Origin of the sequence: Streptomyces sp. NPDC058650 (assembly GCF_042717315.1) — a bacterium.
Taxonomy (GTDB): Bacteria; Actinomycetota; Actinomycetes; order Streptomycetales; family Streptomycetaceae; genus Streptomyces.
Map to the genome: position 1 here is coordinate 198581 of NZ_JBHXRL010000013.1, position 17943 is coordinate 216523.

At 69.9% G+C, this 17943-nt stretch carries 11 protein-coding genes; 9 read left to right on the plus strand and 2 right to left on the minus strand.

Features of this window, described 5'->3' with window-relative positions; translation table 11 throughout:
- Window positions 1-139: 139 nt before the first annotated feature.
- On the minus strand, window positions 140-298 hold the full coding sequence (locus tag ACFWWU_RS23635) for a hypothetical protein (RefSeq protein ID WP_351856413.1): 159 nt from the start codon (window positions 296-298) through the stop codon (window positions 140-142).
- Between the two features lie 245 nt (window positions 299-543).
- Between ACFWWU_RS23635 and ACFWWU_RS23640 the strand changes: the two genes are divergently transcribed.
- The gene (locus ACFWWU_RS23640) at window positions 544-3294 is read left to right on the plus strand and encodes a tetratricopeptide repeat protein (RefSeq protein ID WP_384147804.1); all 2751 of its coding nucleotides are present in this window, start codon (window positions 544-546) and stop codon (window positions 3292-3294) included.
- 30 nt (window positions 3295-3324) lie between these two features.
- Here the strand turns inward: ACFWWU_RS23640 and ACFWWU_RS23645 are convergent, their stop codons facing one another.
- A complete protein-coding gene (locus tag ACFWWU_RS23645) occupies window positions 3325-4230 on the minus strand; it encodes a serine/threonine-protein kinase (protein WP_384147805.1) in 906 nt (301 codons plus the stop codon).
- A 39-nt stretch (window positions 4231-4269) separates the two neighbouring features.
- Between ACFWWU_RS23645 and ACFWWU_RS23650 the strand changes: the two genes are divergently transcribed.
- From ACFWWU_RS23650 to ACFWWU_RS23685, 8 genes are all read left to right on the plus strand, one after another.
- On the plus strand, window positions 4270-5832 hold the full coding sequence (locus tag ACFWWU_RS23650; RefSeq protein WP_384147806.1) for a PD-(D/E)XK nuclease family protein: 1563 nt from the start codon (window positions 4270-4272) through the stop codon (window positions 5830-5832).
- Between the two features lie 56 nt (window positions 5833-5888).
- Window positions 5889-6974 carry a hypothetical protein gene (locus ACFWWU_RS23655; protein ID WP_384147807.1) on the plus strand — a complete coding sequence of 362 codons (1086 nt, stop codon included), beginning with the start codon at window positions 5889-5891 and terminating at the stop codon, window positions 6972-6974.
- Window positions 6967-10476: a hypothetical protein gene (locus ACFWWU_RS23660; RefSeq protein WP_384147808.1), complete on the plus strand. Its 3510-nt coding sequence runs from the start codon at window positions 6967-6969 to the stop codon at window positions 10474-10476. Before ACFWWU_RS23655 ends, ACFWWU_RS23660 begins: the two co-directional genes overlap by 8 nt.
- Before the next feature lie 31 nt (window positions 10477-10507).
- A complete protein-coding gene (locus ACFWWU_RS23665; RefSeq protein ID WP_384147809.1) occupies window positions 10508-13249 on the plus strand; it encodes a pPIWI_RE module domain-containing protein in 2742 nt (913 codons plus the stop codon).
- Window positions 13250-14928: 1679 nt separating this feature from the next.
- Window positions 14929-15726: a putative protein N(5)-glutamine methyltransferase gene (locus ACFWWU_RS23670; RefSeq protein ID WP_384147810.1), complete on the plus strand. Its 798-nt coding sequence runs from the start codon at window positions 14929-14931 to the stop codon at window positions 15724-15726.
- A 73-nt stretch (window positions 15727-15799) separates the two neighbouring features.
- Window positions 15800-16669, plus strand: a complete 870-nt coding sequence (locus ACFWWU_RS23675; RefSeq protein WP_384147811.1) for a metallophosphoesterase family protein — start codon at window positions 15800-15802, stop codon at window positions 16667-16669.
- A gap of 89 nt (window positions 16670-16758) precedes the next feature.
- Window positions 16759-17682, plus strand: a complete 924-nt coding sequence (locus ACFWWU_RS23680) for a dihydrodipicolinate synthase family protein (protein ID WP_384147812.1) — start codon at window positions 16759-16761, stop codon at window positions 17680-17682.
- 48 nt (window positions 17683-17730) lie between these two features.
- Window positions 17731-17943, plus strand: a 213-nt coding sequence (locus tag ACFWWU_RS23685) for a proline racemase family protein (RefSeq protein ID WP_384147813.1), incomplete at its 3' end; no start/stop codon positions are given.

Below are 17943 nucleotides of genomic sequence, written 5' to 3' on the forward strand. Positions count from 1 at the left end.
TGGTCTTCTCGACCAGGTAACGCCGCCTTTGACCACGAGCGTGTAACAAGTGCGGCAGCCAGGAAGCGAGTTCGCCGGTGACGAAGTTCGCGAGGCTGGTGGGTGCCCGTACGGAACGGGCACCCACGAATTGTTGCGCTCAGGTGGTCTCGGAGGACGAGGTGTCCGGCGTCTCGTTGGGCGGGGTCGCCGGGGTGGTGTCCTCGGTCCGGACGGCCGCCCGCCGGCGGCGGCTCGGCGGCCAGTCGGGGGACTGGCGCAGACGGGCTGCCCGGCGGTTGCGCTGACGGCTGTTCATCGGGTTCGCGTTTCCTCACTGATGAGTCGATGGATGGCTAAGCCGCCGTTTCGTGCTTCTGCGAGCGGCTGGTGCCATCGTGCCTGGGGGTGAAGCAGGGCCGCAGAGCCAAAACTGAGGGATAACTGAGTCCTCGGGGGGCGTGAAGAAGCAAGCGCGTGTGAAGCGGCACAGCGCGGCGCACAGATGAAGGAGCGCCAGCGAGGGGCCGGATCACTGGCTGCGGCGCGGTGAAGGGGAGGGCGATGGACGGGTACGTGCTGGGCCCGGTGCGAGTGGAAGGGGACGGCGGCAGAAGGGTGGTCGAAGGATCGAAGGTGGCAGCCCTGTTCGCCCTCCTGGTCACCTCACCAGGCTGCCGGTGTACCAGGAAGGAGATAGGCAAGGTCCTCTGGGAGGGCGACGAGGATGTCGGCGGCCGGGTGGACCGTGCCGTCTCCGACCTGCGAAGGCAATTGGGCCGGGAGGTCGTGCCCCACGGCGGCAGGTCGGGATACTGCACCCTTCGGGTCCCTGAGAGCGGCGTTGATCTGCTCCGGTTTCGCGACAGGGTGGCGAAGGCGGAGGGGCTGAACCCTCGGGAGCGGTTCGAGCGGCTGGGTGCGGCCCTGGAGGAGTGGGACGGCGACGAGCCTCTGCGCGGGCTGACCGAGAGCGGCTTCCTTCTGCGTCGGGAGGAACTGCGGGCCGAGCTGATGCTCGCCGTGTACTCCCGGCTGGACGCCGCCTGGAAGTCCAGGGAGGAGAAATGGCTCCGCGAGGAGTCGGAGAAATGGTTCGAGCGCGCACCGGAACTGCCCCAGATCTTCCGGTTCTACCTGCTCGCCCACGGCGACCTGCCGGAGCGCCGGCTTGATCGGCTCATCAAGGAGTGGACGAAGCACAACGGAGAGCCGGACGCCGACTTGCTGAGCGCCATCGATCAGGTCCGGGGAGTCGCCCACCGGCCGGGCGGGACGCTCCTGCCTCCCGTACCCAACCAGTTACCCGGCAGCAGCCGCAGGCCGGTCGGGCAGGACGAACTGATCCGCAGCCTCGTCGAGGCCGTGTGCGAGGAACAGAACGCCGGCAACCTGGCGCTGGTCCTCATCAGCGGCATGGCAGGTGTCGGGAAGAGCATGGTGGCCCGCCACCTCGCCCGTCGGCTGCGAGAGCGGTTCCCCGACGGGCTGCTCTACGCCAAACTGAACGGGTTCGCCGACGGAGACGTGAGGCCGGCTGAACCGGACGAGGTCCTGGACGGGTTCCTGGCCGCGCTGCCGCCCTACACCACGGTGACCGGATCGGAGAGCAAGAGCAATGCGTTGCGGTCGGCACTGGCGCACCGCTCGGCACTCATCGTCCTCGACGACGCGCTCAACGCCGAGCAGGTGCTGCCGCTGCTCCCCGGAGACGGAACTTGCGCCGTGATCGTCACCAGCCGCAACGACCTTTTGCGACTGCAGTCCGAGAGAAAGGTGCTGTTCCGCAAGTTGGAACCGCTGCAAGAGGCGGATGCCCTGGAAGTGCTCCAGGAGAAGGTGTCGGCCGAAGACCGAGCGAAGCACGCCCAGGCCTTCAGCGATCTGGTCCGACTCTGCGGCCGACTGCCCCTGGCCCTCACCGTGGTGGCCCAGCTCCTGGGAGTCGGTGCGCGTCCGCTGCGTACTCTGCCCGCCTTGGTGCAAGCGATGGAGGAGGAGCGGGCGAGGCTGGACACCCTGCACCTGCCGGAGAACGAACTGTCAGTCCGTGCAGCGCTGAACTGCTCCGTACGCGTGCTCGGTGAGGAGGCCAGGCTGCTGCTGTGGCAGCTTGCCGTCCACCCTGGGCCCACCGCCTCCTGGGAGGCGGTGATGGACCTAGGGAGGGTGGCAGGCGAAGGGGCACGCACCGACCGGGCTTTGGTGGAGCTCGTGGCGGCGAACCTGGTGGAGCTTCACGGCGAGCGCTACGGGCTGCACGACCTCGTGCGGGCCTTCTCCCGCCAACACCTGCAGCCGGAGATGAATGGAGAGGCGGCGGACATCGAGCGAGTGACCGTACGGCAGGTGCTGGAGCACCAGCTGCACAACGTTCGCGCCTGCGACCGGGTGCTTGACCATGAGCGCACCTTGCCCATAGGCGAGCCCGACGGGGTCACGGTTACCGACCCCGCGGAACCGGGGCAGGCGATGGCGTTACTGGACGAGGAGTATGCCACCGTGCAGCGAGGCATTCGATTAGCTGTCGGGCAGGGCATCGAACGGTACGAATGGCTGCTTCCCATGGCCCTGGTCACCTATCAGTGGCGCCGCCAACTCCTCGACGACGCGCTGAAGAACCTCGGGCACGCCGTCGAGGCAGCGGAATCCGCCGCCTCCCCGGTCGATTGCGCCATGGTCCACCGGATGCTGGCAGGGACAAAGTGGCGGCTCGGCCAGTACGACGCGACCGTGGGGCACCTTCGCCGAGCCGTCCGGCTCAGCAAGGAGGACCCCCGCGAGGAAGGTCGGCTGAGTCTGGCCCGGTCGCTGCACCGGCTGGGGATCACCCTGCGCAAGCAGGGCGACCTCACAGAGGCGGAAGAAATGCTGCTCCAGGCAGTGGAGTTGTGCCGGGAGGTGTCCGACCGGGTCGGGGAGGCGGCCGCCCTGAACGCCCTGGGCGCACTCCACTACGACCGGGGCGATCACGAGCAGGCCCTGCGCCGGTGCGCAGACGCCCTAGGTGTGGTGGAGCGCACGGGGGAGCGCAGCGGCCTGGCCGACGTGCTGTTCACCTTGGCCAAGGTGCACTTGGCCCGCTCCGAGCGGGAAGAGGCCATCTCCCTGTACCGGCAGGCCTGCGACATCTACCGCGAACAGGAGAACTGGCCCAACGAGGACAAGGCGCGGCTGCTCTTCGCAGACGCCCTAGTGTCCGCCGGTAAGACCGACACAGCGGTACGGGAACTGGAGAGAGTCATCGTGCTGCGTGAGCTGATGGGCGGTGAGGGGGTGCGGGAGGTCCGAGAGCAGCTGGAAGGGCTGAGGTGACCCGCCCGGTCGGCGGCCGTCGGCTCACACTCAAAGGCGGGGCGGATGCGTGCGGTAGTACTCGGTCGGGTCCGGGCGCAAGCGTTTCGGTGGCCGTCGCGAGCCGAGCCGGGGCAGATACGGCCGGAGCCGGTCGAACACCTCACGGACGTCCGCCGGGCGCTCCGCCGCCTCCCACCGGACCATCCACAGTGCCAGGGAGGCGAACTCCGGGGGCAGTGCGGCGAGCCGGTCGGCTGGCAGCACCGGGGTACCCGCTTCCGCCAGCTCTTCGAGCCCGCCGTAGGGCAGCCGCATCACGGTCATCTCCAGCAGGATGCAGCCGAGTCCGAAGATGTCGGCCCGTCGTGTCAGCCGCCCTGCCGGGCAGGCGTCGGACTGCTCGGGAGAGGCCCAACCGCGGGTGCCACGTGCCCAATCAGTCTCTTCACCCGCCACGACCGCGAGGCCCATGTCAATGAGCCGGAGGCGACCGTCCGGTTGCACGATGACGTTCTCGGGTTTGAGGTCGCAGTGCACCAGATTCCGGTCGTGGACTTCCGCCAGGATTTCGCACAACTGGCCGATGACGGACGCGATGATCCCTGGATGCTTAACAGGCTGGGCCGCCCACAAGACGTTGTGCAGTTGGCGACCCTCGACGAATTCCATGATCAGGCATCGGCGTCGTCGGTGTGTCCCCATGGCGATGATTTCGGGGATCGCCTGGATTCCCGACAGCATCATCATGTGTGCTCCCTCCTTGACGAGATGCATGCCGGCCGAGCGGAAGGCGCTTTCGGGTCCGAGGTCCCGGGCCTTCTGAAGCTTCAACGCCACCTTCTGCCCGCTGTTGCGATCACGCCCGAGGAAAAGGTCGCCCTGGCCGCCGTCGCCGACCATGTCCAGCACTTCGTAGCGCTTCTCCACATCCCCGATCTCCTCGATCTCCCTCATGGCCATCCACCTTTCCTCCGTACGGAAATGGAGCATGAAATGTCGCAGCCATGGCTGCCCCCCGACGGGGTGACCCGCACCTCCGACGTCATCACGGTATCCGCCGGAATGTTCAAGGGGGGAGAATTCCGATGCCCCGCCGCTGACGCTCTCAAGACCCGCGGTTACCACACCACCGACCCCGTACCGCGCCGCCGTGAGCGGCTGGAGCACTTCACCCTGGGTCCCTTCATGGCTGCCTGCGACATCCGTTCGGGGCCTGCCGGCCGCCCGCCCCGGACACGTACCGGGCCTCTGCACGACGGTCTGCGGACCTGGTCGGAGCACGGCGTGAAGATGTACGAGGCGGCCTTCCCCCTCGACCCGGAACGCCCGCTGCACGAGGTGCCCGAGCCGTGGACGTACCGCTACCGGCCGTCCGGTCCCGACCCGCGCGACGCCCAGGAGTACCGCCTCACCGTGTGGGGCCGCTGCTTGGCCTCCCCGGACGGTGCCTACCGCGAACTTCGTCTGCCCGTTCACCGCCTCCGGGACCTGCCGCCCGACGGGTTCACCGCGGCCGTCGCCCTGGTGCTCGCCGAGGGCGCCCCCGGACCACTGCCGGAGCACGTACGGATCGTGGAGTTCGCGCTCTTCGATGGCCGTACGCGGGAACTCTTCGCGGGAAGCCGGGAAGAGGCGCGCTCCCGGTACCGCGAACACGGCCCCGCTGCCCTGGCCGGCGTGTTGGACGGACGGGAATACCGCCCGGGGTCCGCCTGTGGCGGATGCCCCTACCTGTCGGTGTGCCCGGCCCTGCGCACAGCGTCCGGACTGCTGGGCATCGAGGCGCACGACCGGCCCCGCCGCACCTGGTCGGTCACCAACGGGCGGGCCTACCGAGCCTGCCCGGCGCGTGACCATATGCGCCGGCTGCACCTGCCCACGGCGGATTCCGTCGAACGCGAGGTGACGGCCGAGCGCGGCCGAGCGCTGCACGCCTACCTCGCCGAACGGCACTCCCACGGATCGCCTCGGCCCTGCACGGTCGAGGTCCCCGAGGAGTGGGTACCAGAGGGATTCGACCTGCCCGCACACGAACGCGCACTCGGCGCCCTGCTGTTGCGGCGGCACGCCGCGGTCTGTCCGCTGCGGTACGTCGGGGACGGTACGGATGTGCGGACCGAGCCCCGGGTGGTGCGGCACGACACCGCCGCCGACGTGGTGGTCCGGGCCGCGCCCGACCTGCTCTACCGGGATGCCGGGTCATGGGTGTGGCGCGAGACCAAGACCTCCGTCACCGATCGGCGGTCCGACCGCCCTCTGCTGGAGCGTTATCCGCAGTTGGCCCTGGCTGTCGTGCTGATCGCCCGCGGTGACCTGGGCGGTGATCCGTTCCGCGCCCGGGTCGAGCTGGAGGTGCTGCGCCCCGGCGGCGCCGACCTGGAGATCATCGATCCCTTCGCCCCGGCCAATCGGGTCACCGCCGAGAAGGTACTGCGGGCGATGGTGGCCGACTGGCACGGGGACGACCAGTACGCGGCCCGGCCCGGACGCTCCTGCGAGCGGTGCGAAGTGGCCCGCTGGTGCACGGCGTCGTCCGTCAGCGAGGCCGCGGCATGAGGGCGGGGTCGGCCGGCCGGGCCGATCGGCCGGACGCCGGCGAGGCGCCCGAGGGCGTGGGTAGCGACCTCTTCGGCGAACTCGCCCGCATGGTGGCGGCTCTCTCCGAGGTCCAAGGGCTCCGCTCCTTCACCCTGCCCTATCCCGGCCTCGCCCAGCGGGCGCTGGATCACACGGTGATGCGCTGCCTCGATGCGGGGGAGGCGCCGCCGAGGAGTCTTCCGGAGCTGTGGGAGTGGTGCCGGACCAGGCCGTCCGGCGACCCACTCTTCGCGGTCCCCTCCTCCCTGGTCTCGCCGGGCACCACGCTGGTGCACCGGGTCGGCCGGATGCCGACCCGGTCGTGTCTCGAGGTGGCCTCGCACGGATCGGACGGAGGCGTGGCGGGCCACGCCCGCGCGCTTCTCGGGGACCTGCACGCGCGGAGTGGAACGGAGGAGCGCTACCGGCAGTGCCGGGCGTTCCTGGCGCGTCACCCGGTCATCCACCAGCAGGACCGCTTCGCGCCGGGTTGGAACAGGGCGGTCTGGAGCCGGGTCAAGAGCCTCTATGGTCCGTTGCCCGAGTTCCTGCTCGTCGACGGAGACTTCCTGTATTGCCCCTCGTGCAGGCTCCCCGCGCTGCCCCGGGACAGTGCCGTGCCCGTACCCGGACCGTCCGGCTCCGGCGCGGAAGTCTGGTGCGAGGGGGAGGACTGCCCGCGCGACGCCCCTCCGCGGCTCATCCGTGAGCCGGACCAGGCGTGGATCCTGCAGTGCTCGCTGCGGTGGTACCTCGTACTGCCGCACCGCACCGACGAAGCCGCCCGGGAGGCACTGGAGCGCGCCGGAGTCGCGTACGAACCCCTGCCCGGTCTTCTGCCCGCCTACCGGCTCAGGGACACCGGCCCCCGCATCGTGGACATCCAGGTGTACGACCGCCTGCAGCCGGCGCTCCTCGCAGCCCATCTCACCGACAACACACCCCTCGCGGACCGCACCCTCGTCGTGGTCCCCGACGCGCTCGCCGGACGGGACGGCTACCGGCAGGCCTTCACCGACGCCCTTCCCGCGCTCCTGCGGGACCGGTTGGTGCTCACCACCCCCATGGACCTCGTGCCTGACCTGGGACGGGCCCGGCGAGAGGAGAAGGACGATGCGTAGTATCACCCCGCCCTTGACCGACGTGTTCAACGCGCTTGAAGCATTTCTGGGGTCCTCCGTGCCCCAGCCCGCGCTGGAAGCCCTCTGCCAGGTCGAACTCGGCCTGTACCTCCAGCAGAAGATGATGCCGGGCAGCCCCGCGGGCAGCGCCTGGGTGCTGTTCAGCGGGTACGGGTTCGCCGAGGCGCACCGGGCACTGCTGCCATCCGATGCGGCGAAGACCCTGCGTATCGCCAGGTACTCGCTGTGGACGCTGCGCCGGAGCCGTACCTGGCTCGAGGCGCTGGACACCTACCAGAGGTTCGACCCCAGGGTGCGCGCCTACGACGTACCGGACGCCGAGACACCCGCTGCCCGCCGCGACCTCTCCGTCGCCGGCGACCGCTGCTCCGTCTACGAACAACTGCTGCGTGCCGCACCGCCGCTGGCGGGCAAGCGGCTGCCGGTCGCGGGTCAGGGCCCGCACGCCTTCCCCGTCAGTCGCACCATGGCCGTCGTCGACCTGCCGCCGGTCCCCCACATCCCCCTCGTCGCCCACGACATGGACCTGGAACCGGCCGGTGGCGGCAAGCCCTTGATCTTCACCAGGGAGGACCTGGAACGCACGGCGGCGGAGATGGACGCCCAGCACGCTCGCTCCGGCAAGGGCCGGGCACCACGGTGGCTGGAGCGGCTACGGTCGTTCGACCTGTCCACCAAGGAGAACGGAATCTTCCACAAGGCGAGGAAGGACGAGGACTTCGCCTTCACGGTCGATGGCATCCAGCACCTGCTCGGCATCGTCGGCGCCGGCAAGAGCACACTGCGCGACATCATCGCCGTCCATCTCGCCAAGCTGGGCAAGCGCACCACCATCGTCGTCACCGATGTCGCGGAGGTGCTGAAGCTCGTACGGCTCTACGACCTCTACACCGACGGCGCCGCCGCACCCGTGCTCGGCTCCTCGGGCCGTGAGCGGCACGCCCAGCGGTTGCACCGTCGGCTGGCGGGCCGGGGCGAGCACCGACTGCTCGCCCACGACGACCCCGCCTTCGCCTACCTCGGCACGTCCTGCCTGCTCAACGTCAGACGGCAGGGCGCCACGTCGACGACCGAACCACTCGCCTACGGTGAGGCACCCTGCTCCCGGCTCCGGCCCCCCTCGGTCCTGCGGCGTGACCCGAGCGACGGACGGCACTCCGCGTGGCAGAAGAGGGTGACGAGCTGCCCGTACTGGTCCGCCTGTCCCCGTCACCACGGAGCTCGGACCCTGGTCGACGCCCTGATCTGGGTGGCCACGCCGGCCGGGCTGATCGACGCTTCGCCGCCCCGCGCTCAGAACGGCGAGCGCATCCGCTTCCTCGAAATCGCCTGCCGCCGTAGTGACCTCGTGATCATCGACGAGGCCGACCGTGTCCAGATGCAGCTCGACCGGACTTTCGCACCCGCCGTGGTCCTCGCCAGCGACGAGGACAAGGGCCTCATCGACCATCTGAGCCGGCACAAGATCCGGGAACTCGCGGCCGGCGGACGCACCCAGCTCTCCGAACGGGACGTCGAAACCTTCGCCGCCGCCCTCAACACCGCAGGCGCGGCCACCGACCGGCTGTACGCGATGCTCGTCGCCGGGTACGAGCTGCGCAAGTGGGTGCGGACGGGCTACTTCAGTGCCTGGACGCTCCAACTAGGGCTCCTCGACGAACGCTACGAACTCCCCGACGACAGCGGTCCGGACCACCCTCATCACGCCCCCCGGGAGGCTCTCGGGAAACTGCTCGACGCGTTCCGGGACAACCCCTTCGGTGACCGTCACCGCAGGACGGAGGAGGACTTCAGCCGGCTGACCGCCCTCCTCAACGAACTGCTCCACACCGGAAACCCGGAGAACACCCGGCGCCGCCTCACCGAGGTCATGGACAAGGTCTTCGCCATCGACCCGAAGTACATGGCTGCCCGGCAGCGGAAGTACCAAGAGGCGTACGACAAGTGGCGGCGCGAGGAGGAGGAGCAGGAGAAGAAGCGCGGGCGCCGCAGGAAGCCCAAGCCTCCGCCCCAGACTCCCGAGGAATGGCGGAAGCAACTCGCGGAGCGCTTCGAGTTCACACTGTTGCTCAGCGCCCTGGAACCACGGCTCGCCATGATCAACGCCATGTGGCCCCGCGTCGAGGCCGCCCTCAGCCTGGGATTCAACACGATGTACCGCCGGCCGCTCGACTACGGACCGATGGTGCCCGAGGCCCCGATGGGCAACGTGCTCGGCTTCCAGTTCCGGGTCCCGGGTGAGGACAAGGGCGGAGTCCGCAGTGGCGAACTGACCTTCTTCCGGTGCAGCGGCGTCGGACGTGAGCTGCTGCGCGCCATCCCCGATCTCACCTCCGTCGACGGCAGGCCCGGTGCCCACTTGCTGCTCATGTCGGGCAGCAGCTGGGCGGGCGCGTCCAGCCGCTACCACGTCTGCGTCCCGGTCGGTGTGGTCATCGAACCGCCGGCCGAGGTGACCGAACGCATCGCCAACGAGAGCTCCATGCGCTTCGAGTTCATCGACGACGGCGACGAGAAACTGCGCATGTCGGGAACCCATCCGGACGACCGCCCGGAGAAGCTGCGCCGCATCGCGTGCCATCTAGGTGAGGGCGGAGACGAGTACGAGGTCACTGAAGGTGGTCCGCTCCAGCAGGAGTTGCTCTCTCTTCCTCCAGGGCGCGACCAGATCCTTCTGCTGGTCGGCAGCTATGCCGAGGCGCGTGTGGTGGCCGACACACTGCACAACCTCAACGTCCGCTGGCGCAACAAGGTGCTGTGCCTGGTGTCGGACGACGAGGAAATCACCGCGGAGGACGAGGCGCCGTCCGCCTACCACGCCCGATCACTGCGCCGGGGCGACGTCGAGCACCTGAAGGACCTCGATGCGGACATCCTGGTGGCGCCCCTGCTCGCGCTGGAACGCGGCCACAACATCCTCAACGAGGACGACGAGGCGGCCATCGGCACGGTCTACTTCCTGGCACGGCCCCATCCGCACCCAGAGGACCTCCACCTGGCCGTCAATGCCATCAATGACTGGGTCGTCCGCGCCGTCACCGGCGGTGACTTCGCCACCCTGGTCCAGGGAAAACCCACCGTCGAGGAAGGAGCGGAGGAGTTCCGCCGCCTCGCCCGTTCGTACTGGTACCAGGTACTCGCCCGTTCGATGGCGTGGAGCCGTCTCGACGACGACGTACGCGAACAGGTCACCTGGGACATGCTGGTCCTGTTGTGGCAGGTGATCGGGCGACTGGTACGCGGTGGCGTACCGGCCCGGGTGGTCTTCGTCGACGCCGCCTTCGCCCCCAACCGCGGCGCCGTACCGGCGCGGCCCGACACCCCCGAATCCAGTCTGCTGCACAGCGTCCTCGCCGTCCTGGACCCGTATTTCGACGGCGGCACGACGACCGCGGAGGAGCAGTTCATCGTCCGCGCCCTGTACGCGCCACTGCGCAGCATGCTCACCCGCCTGCTTGCCGCCGTACCCGCCCACCCATAAGTACCGAGCCCCTGTCCCAGGAGGTAATTCCGTGTACCACCACATTCGCGTCGCGGCCTACGAACCCGACCCGCTCCACGGACCCTGGCGGGAGGAGATGAAAGTGCTGCGGCTCGGCGAGGACCTGCACGCCGAGCTCACCGGGATGCATGCCGAGGCGGACAAGAACTCCGTCCACCCCCACCGGCTCCCCGTGCGCAGGCTCAACTCCCTGCTCCAGGCAATGGCGCCAGGCGTCATCGCGACCGGCCGCAACGCCGGGACGGACGGCCGTCTGCCGTGGCTCTACGCGCGGGAAGCCGTCCCGCCGGACGTGCTGGCCCCGGTGGTAGGAGCTTGGGCGGCGGGCATGTACCGGGAGGACGACGACTCGGAGGGCGCCGATCTCGAAGAGAGGCTCCGCTCCGGTGACCCGGCCGAGACGGCACGTCTGCCCCACTGGGAGACGGAACCGGTCGACCTCGCCGAGAGCGTGCTCTCGGCGGGCGGAACCGCCGAACCCGCCGCGCGGCTCTACAGCTTGCTGCCCGAGTGGATCGCCTTCCGGCTGGCCACCCGGACGTTCCGCACGGGCGGCACCCCGCTCCACTTCCGCGTCGAGAGCTCGGGTGACGGCGCGCGACTCGTCTCCTGGCCGCCTCAGCGATACGAGCGCCGTCGGCAGACCTGGTACTACTCGGCCTGCCTCACCATCACCGTCCACACCGTGCCGTTCGCCCCGCGGTTCCGCGTCCATGTGTCCACCCAGGTACGCCGGTGGGCCACCCGACTGGACGTACGCCCCCACCAGCTCGGCGGTACGACCGTCCTGCTCGACGCTCCACTGCCGTGGCCGGAAGGGCCGGACCGGGGCCACCGGCTGATGGTGAACACGCTGGGCTACGACCGGCGGTCGAAGGAACTGGCCTGGCGCCGGCACAGCCCCGCACCGCTCGTGCCCGAGCTGGACATCGTGCGCAACTATCCCCGGCCCGAAGCGCTTTTCTCCGACCCCGAACGCTGGATCAACGGTTCCGGGGACGTGGCCGCCGGCATCGTCTACCACCCGTCGATCGGCCCGCACGAGGTCGGACCCGGGCTGATGCCACGGGAGCGGGCGGATCTGGACGCCTGGGTCGAGGAAGGGCTGCGCCCCCTGCTGACCCGGGTCCCCGACCTCACGCGCGTCTCCCGGAGTAACACACCCTCCCTGCTGCCCCGTTCCGGCGCCGGACGCGGCCCGGGCGTCCGCGACGCCCAGCTGGCTCTGCAACGGCGGGTGGCGCTGACACGCGCACTGAACGGCCGCCCCCTGGAGATCGACGTCTTCTGGCAGTCCCCGGAAACCCGTGCGGCGCTGCTCGCCGAGCTGCCCAAGCTCATTGGTCTTCCCGCCGGGCAGCAAGTGCCGTCGGCCGACGGGGAGACCTGGCAGTGGCAGTGCGAGGGGGTCGACATCCGCGTCCGGGCCCGGCCCGCGGGACCCTTGGCCGACGCCCTGCCGACCACCCGAGCCCGCGGGCGCCTCAGGGCCGTCCGGTTGGCCGAGGCCATCGAAGGGCGCTGCGGGCTCGTGGCGGACCGGGCGGACCCGCTCCTCGGCGGGGCCGGAGTCGTGATCACGGAGATCGCCGGCAAGGAGCGCTTCGCCGCCGTCCCGGACTCCGACCCCAAGCACGCGCTGCGCATCGCCTGGGCACGGCAGGGACGGCTGACCCAGTTCGTGAACTCGCCCGACGACACCGACAGCGCTCTGGAACACCGGGCCAGGTGGACCTGGCTGGACGCCTTCCGGCAGCTGGGCGCGATCAGCCCGCCCGCCCATCGGGTGGGAGCCGGCATTCCGGGCGACCTTCAGTACGCGGCGCTCTGGCTCGTACGCCACACCAGGAAGGGGCCCACGCGATGCCCCGTCCACCGGTTGGTGGCGGTGCGGGTGCGCCCCGGGGACGGATCGGGAGTCATCGAGGGGTGGGACGCAGAACGAGCCGAATGGGTGCCGTATCCGAAGCTGTTGCTGCTGCTCTCCCAGGCACGGGAACCGGCGGCGAGCGGAGGGAAGGAGATCGGCACGGGGAAGCTCGTCGATGACTCGGCAGTCCCGGGAGGATCCCGGCCCGCTGCCCGCCCGGGCGTGGAGCAGGACAGGCAGCGGGAGACCGAGCGGCAGATCCGAGCACTGCTCTTCCAGCTCCGCGACCGTCCGACGCTGCTGCTGGCGGACGCCGGCAATCTGCGCCAGTGCTGGCCTGGCCTGCGCAACGGGGCACTGGACCGCGACACGCTCGGCTTCGGGGCCGAACCCGCCCAGCGGCACACGCTCTACGGCCACGACCTGCGGGTGCTGCTCGTACGGGACGCCAACGCCCGGGGTGAAGTGGCGGAGTGGTACGCCCACGACACCGAGGACGGGGTCGGCTTCGCCGAGGGTGTGTGGGGGACGGCGGATACGGGGGGCCGTGTCTTCGCGAGTACGGCCTCGAAGCCGCACACGGTGGCGAAACTGCCGAAGGGGCTCATGAAGCTGGTGCCCACGGCACAGGGCCGGACAGCGCCCGGGAAGACCGCGTGGAACCCCGGGCAACTGGAGATCACTGTGCTCGGCTGTCTGTCGGAGAAGGCGCTGACGGACTCCGGGCGGGCGGGTGACCCGCCCGACCGGCCGGCGGAGTGGGCGACGCTCGCGCACCAGCTGCGTTACCACGACGACTACCCGCCGCTCGCCCGGCCTCTCCCGCTGCACCTGGCGCGTCTCGCCGGTGAGTACGTACTTCCGGTGGCCGGAACGAAGTAAGCGGGGAGTACGTTATCCGCTTCCTGGGCAAGGTGCCGCCTGCATGGGGCGTCCCAAACGATCGACGCTGATGAGCATCAATGCTTCCCTCGTGTGAGGGCCGAAGCCTGAACCTGACCACGGGGACGGCGTCTGGTGCACTCCTTGCTGGGATCACTGGGCGTCCGCCGTGACGCTCGTTTGACGCTCTCAGCGACTGGTGGCCCCAAGACGGAGACGAGAGACGGACCTGACCTGCGATTTTCTCTGAGTACGCCCGGGTGACATGCTTCCGATGACCCACCACGTGGAGTGCGTGGCGATCCTGGAGCCGGTGAAGAAGGACGCCTGACCTGGAGTCTCGCGGGTGCGCGTGATGCGCGTCGTGGGCGTTACGGGTGTTGTCTCGAGAGGGTGTCGAGACAACGTCGGTAACGCCCATTCGGCGTTCTTGGTGGAGTGTCAGGTCGTTCGGTTCGCCGGTCTGAGGGCCTGCTCGTGACCCTTCGGTGGGGGGAGGTGCGTGCCTGGCCGAATCGGGTTCTTCTTTCGCATGTATCGCGCCAGGCAGGGAGTGTAGAACTGCCGGCGCAGCAGCGTGGCCGAGCGACCCGGCTCCGATGTGACGAAGTCCGCGGCGGCGCCGTCCGGACGACGAGCGCTCAGGGCCTGCTCCATCTGGGGGCGCAAGGTCCGCCGCCAGGAGGGCCTGCCGCCAGGCGTGGACCGGGTCGATCAGGATCAGCCCGGCGCGGCGGGCTCGGTCCAGCCAGGCCCGGATCTGGCCGGGTCCGTGCCCGTGCCAGACGTTCGGGTGGAGCACGGCGGCCAGCCGGTAATCATCGGCGGGGAGTTCGGCGGCGAGCCGGGGGAGCAGGCCGGGCAGGACGTCCTGGCCTCCGCCGCTCCCGAAGAGGCCCTCCGGGTTCCAGGTGGAGTTCAGTACGACGAGCCGCTGCCCGCGGCGTACGCCCAGGGCACGCCTGAACCTGTCCCGGTAGGGACGTCCGGCCAGCATGCGGTCGAAGCAGGGGTCGCCGGCGAGTACGGCGGAGGGCACGGCCTCGGGGCATGCCCGGGTCAGGCGCTCCAGTGGTGCCGGGTGGGACAGGACGAGGCCGTCGACGAACGGCTTGCCCTCGGCCAGAAGCCACTCCGGCGACAGCCCAAATGTCGGCTCGTGGCTCGTGCAGCCTCTTAGGGTATCCGACGCCATGCGATATTACGGACAAATTGCCTGGAATCTGGGCCAGTTCGCCACCGAAACTGGCGGAGATCGCGAGATCGACCGGTGTCGAAAGCGCCTGTTCCCACGGCAGTTCGGGAAGTTCCAGGTCGGCGAAGAGCTCCCGGAGCCCGCCCTGGAACGCGGAGGATCCCGTCGATGTGACCAGCAGCTGGACGCGGAAGTCGTCGTGGAAGAGCGGCAGTAGGGCGGCACGCGCATCGGCAGGGGTCGGCTGTCCCCGCTCGTGACCTCCTGGGCGAGCATGGCGTCGTCGCGGATCACCCTATCCGTGGGTGGGGGACCGGCCCGGCGCACGGCTGGCGGGTGTGCCTCGGCCGGATCCGCAACTGGGCGGGGCGAAGGGTGAGATGAGTCCGTCGGATAATGTTGAGGCCTTTGCTCATCTCGGCGGCTCACCCCTCGTGGGTGTCTTCCGATCCCCGTCGTGATCCCTGTTGTCCGGAAGGTTTACATGTCGATTCCCTCGCTGGACCACTCCGCATCCGCCATCGTGTCCCGACTCCGGACCGCGGGGTGTGTGTTCGCCGAGGACGAGGCCCGGATGATCATGTCCGCGGCCGGTGGCGCCGCGGAGTTGGAGCACATGGTCGAGCGACGCGTCGTCGGTCTGCCGCTGGAGCACGTCGTCGGCTACGCGGAGTTCTGTGGCCTGCGGATCGAGGTCGACGCCGAGGTCTTCGTACCCCGGCGGCGTACGGAGGCGCTCGTGCGGCGGGCGGCGGAGCTCGCTCCGGCGCGTGCGGTCGTCGTCGACCTCTGCTGCGGCTCCGGTGCGCTGGGTGTCGCGCTCGCCGCGGCCCTGGACGAGGTCGAGCTGTACGCCGCCGACGTCGACCCGGCCGCCGTCCGCTGTGCCCGGCGCAACGTCACTCCGGCCGGAGGCGAGGTCTACGAGGGCGACCTCTTCGAGCCCCTCCCCGCCGGTCTGAAGGGCCGGGTGGACGTCCTGCTGTCCAACGTCCCGTACGTGCCCACCGTGGAGATCGAGCTGCTGCCGGCCGAGGCCCGCGACTACGAGGCGCGCGTGGCTCTCGACGGGGGTGTGGACGGTCTGGAGGTCCTGCGGCGGGTCGTCGCCGAGGCGGCCGAGTGGCTGGCTCCCGGTGGTGTCCTGCTGTTCGAGACGAGCGAGCGGCAGGCCGACGAGGCCGTGGCCGCGGTCTCCGCCGCCGGTCTGCTCGCGCGCGTGGCCACCGACGACGAGCTGGACGCCACCGTGATCATCGCGAGCCGCCCCGACACCGCCTGACGCTGCCTGATACCGCCTGATACCGCCTGATACCGCCCGACACCGCCTGAGCGAAAAGGGAAAGAGGTCATCCGTGGAGAGCAACTCTTCTCATCGCCGGCCGCAGCTCCTCGCCATCAGCGACCTGCACGTCGCCCACGAGGAGAACAGGCGGATCGTCGAAGAGCTCCGCCCCTCGTCGGACGGCGACTGGCTGATCGTGGCCGGTGACGTCGGGGAGATGTCCGAGCAGATCACCTGGGCCCTGCGGACGCTCAGTGAGCGGTTCGCCCGAGTGATCTGGAGCCCGGGCAACCACGAGCTGTGGACGCCGAACGAGGACCCGGTCCAGCTGCGGGGCGTCGAGCGGTACGAGTACCTGGTGGACGTCTGCCGGGGCCTGGGCGTGCTCACCCCGGAGGATCCGTACGCGCTCTGGGAGGGCGACGGCGGACCGGTCCGCGTCGCACCCCTCTTCCTGCTGTACGACTACACCTTCCGCACGCCGACGGCCGCGAACAAGAAGGAGTCGCTCGAGCAGGCCTACGAGGCGGGGGTGGTGTGCACCGACGAGTTCTTCCTGCACCCCGATCCGTACGCGGGCCGCGAGGACTGGTGCGCGGCACGTGTGGCCCTCACCGAGCGGCGCCTCGCGGAGTGCGACCCCGACGTCCCGCTCGTCCTGGTCAACCACTGGCCACTGCTCCGCGAACCCACGAGGGTCCTGCGCTACCCGGAGTTCGCCCAGTGGTGCGGGACGGAACGGACGGCGGACTGGCACCGCCGGTTCAACACCGCGGTGGCCGTCTACGGTCACCTCCACATTCCCCGGACCACCGTCCACGACGGCGTGCGCTTCGAGGAGGTGTCGGTCGGCTACCCGAGGGAGTGGAAGCGCCCGGGCCACCCCAGGAACGTGCCGCGCGCGGTTCTCGCGCCGTCGGTCGGCCCCGCTTTTCCGTAAGGGCGCGCTCGTCTGGCCATGGCAGTCACCCCCTTGTGGCGTTACCGCAGATCGGTAAAATGTCACACACCATTTAAGGGAGTTCCTTCATGGCCCACGAGCATGCCCCGGCGCGCCCTGCCCACCGTGCCCATCCATGGCGCGGCATCATGGTCGCCACAGCCCTCCCCCTGCGCGACGACGGTTCCGTCGACTACGACGCGTACGCGGAGCACGTGGCCTGGCTGATCGCCAACGGGTGCGACGGGGTCGTCCCGAACGGCTCCCTCGGTGAGTACCAGACCCTGACCGACGAGGAGCGCGGCCGGGTCGTCCGTACCGCCGTCGAGGCCGCGGGTGACGGGGCGCGGGTCATGCCCGGTGTGTCCGCGTACGGGAGTGCCGAGTCCCGTCGCTGGGCCGAGCAGGCCGCCGAGGCCGGGGCCGCGTCGGTCCTGCTCCTGCCGCCGAACGCCTACCGCGCCGATGAGCGGGCCGTGCGCGCCCACTTCGCCGAGGTCGCCGCCGTCGGCCTGCCCGTCGTCGCGTACAACAACCCGATCGACACCAAGGTCGACCTCACGCCCGACGTGCTGGCGCGCCTGCACCGCGACGGCAGCATCGTCGCCGTCAAGGAGTTCAGCGGTGACGTCCGCAGGGCGTACGAGATCGCCGAGCTCGCCCCGGAGCTCGACCTCCTGATCGGCGCCGACGACGTCCTCCTGGAGCTGGCCCTCGCCGGTGCGGTCGGCTGGATCGCCGGCTATCCGAACGCCCTGCCCCGCAGCTGCGCCACGCTCTACCGGGCCGCCGTCGCCGGCGATCTCGACGTCGCGCTCCCGCTCTACAAGTCCCTCCACCCGCTCCTGCGCTGGGACTCCAAGGTCGAGTTCGTCCAGGCGATCAAGCTCTCCATGGACCTCGCCGGACGTCACGGGGGAGCCACCCGGGCGCCCCGTCCGCCGCTGGAGCCGGCGCAGGACGCCGTCGTGCGCGCCGCGACCGAGAAGGCCCTCGCGGAGGGGCACGCGTGAGCTCCGACGCACGACATTCCATCCGTCCGTACGTCTGAAAGGGACTCCATGCGTACGCGTCATGTCTTCCATGCCGTCGACTCGCACACCGAGGGCATGCCCACGCGCGTGATCACCGGTGGTGTCGGGGTCATCCCCGGTGCCACGATGGCCGAGCGCCGGCTGTACTTCATCGAGCACCTGGACCATCTCCGTACGCTGCTCATGTTCGAGCCGCGCGGTCACGCGGCGATGAGCGGTGCGATCCTCCAGCCGCCCACC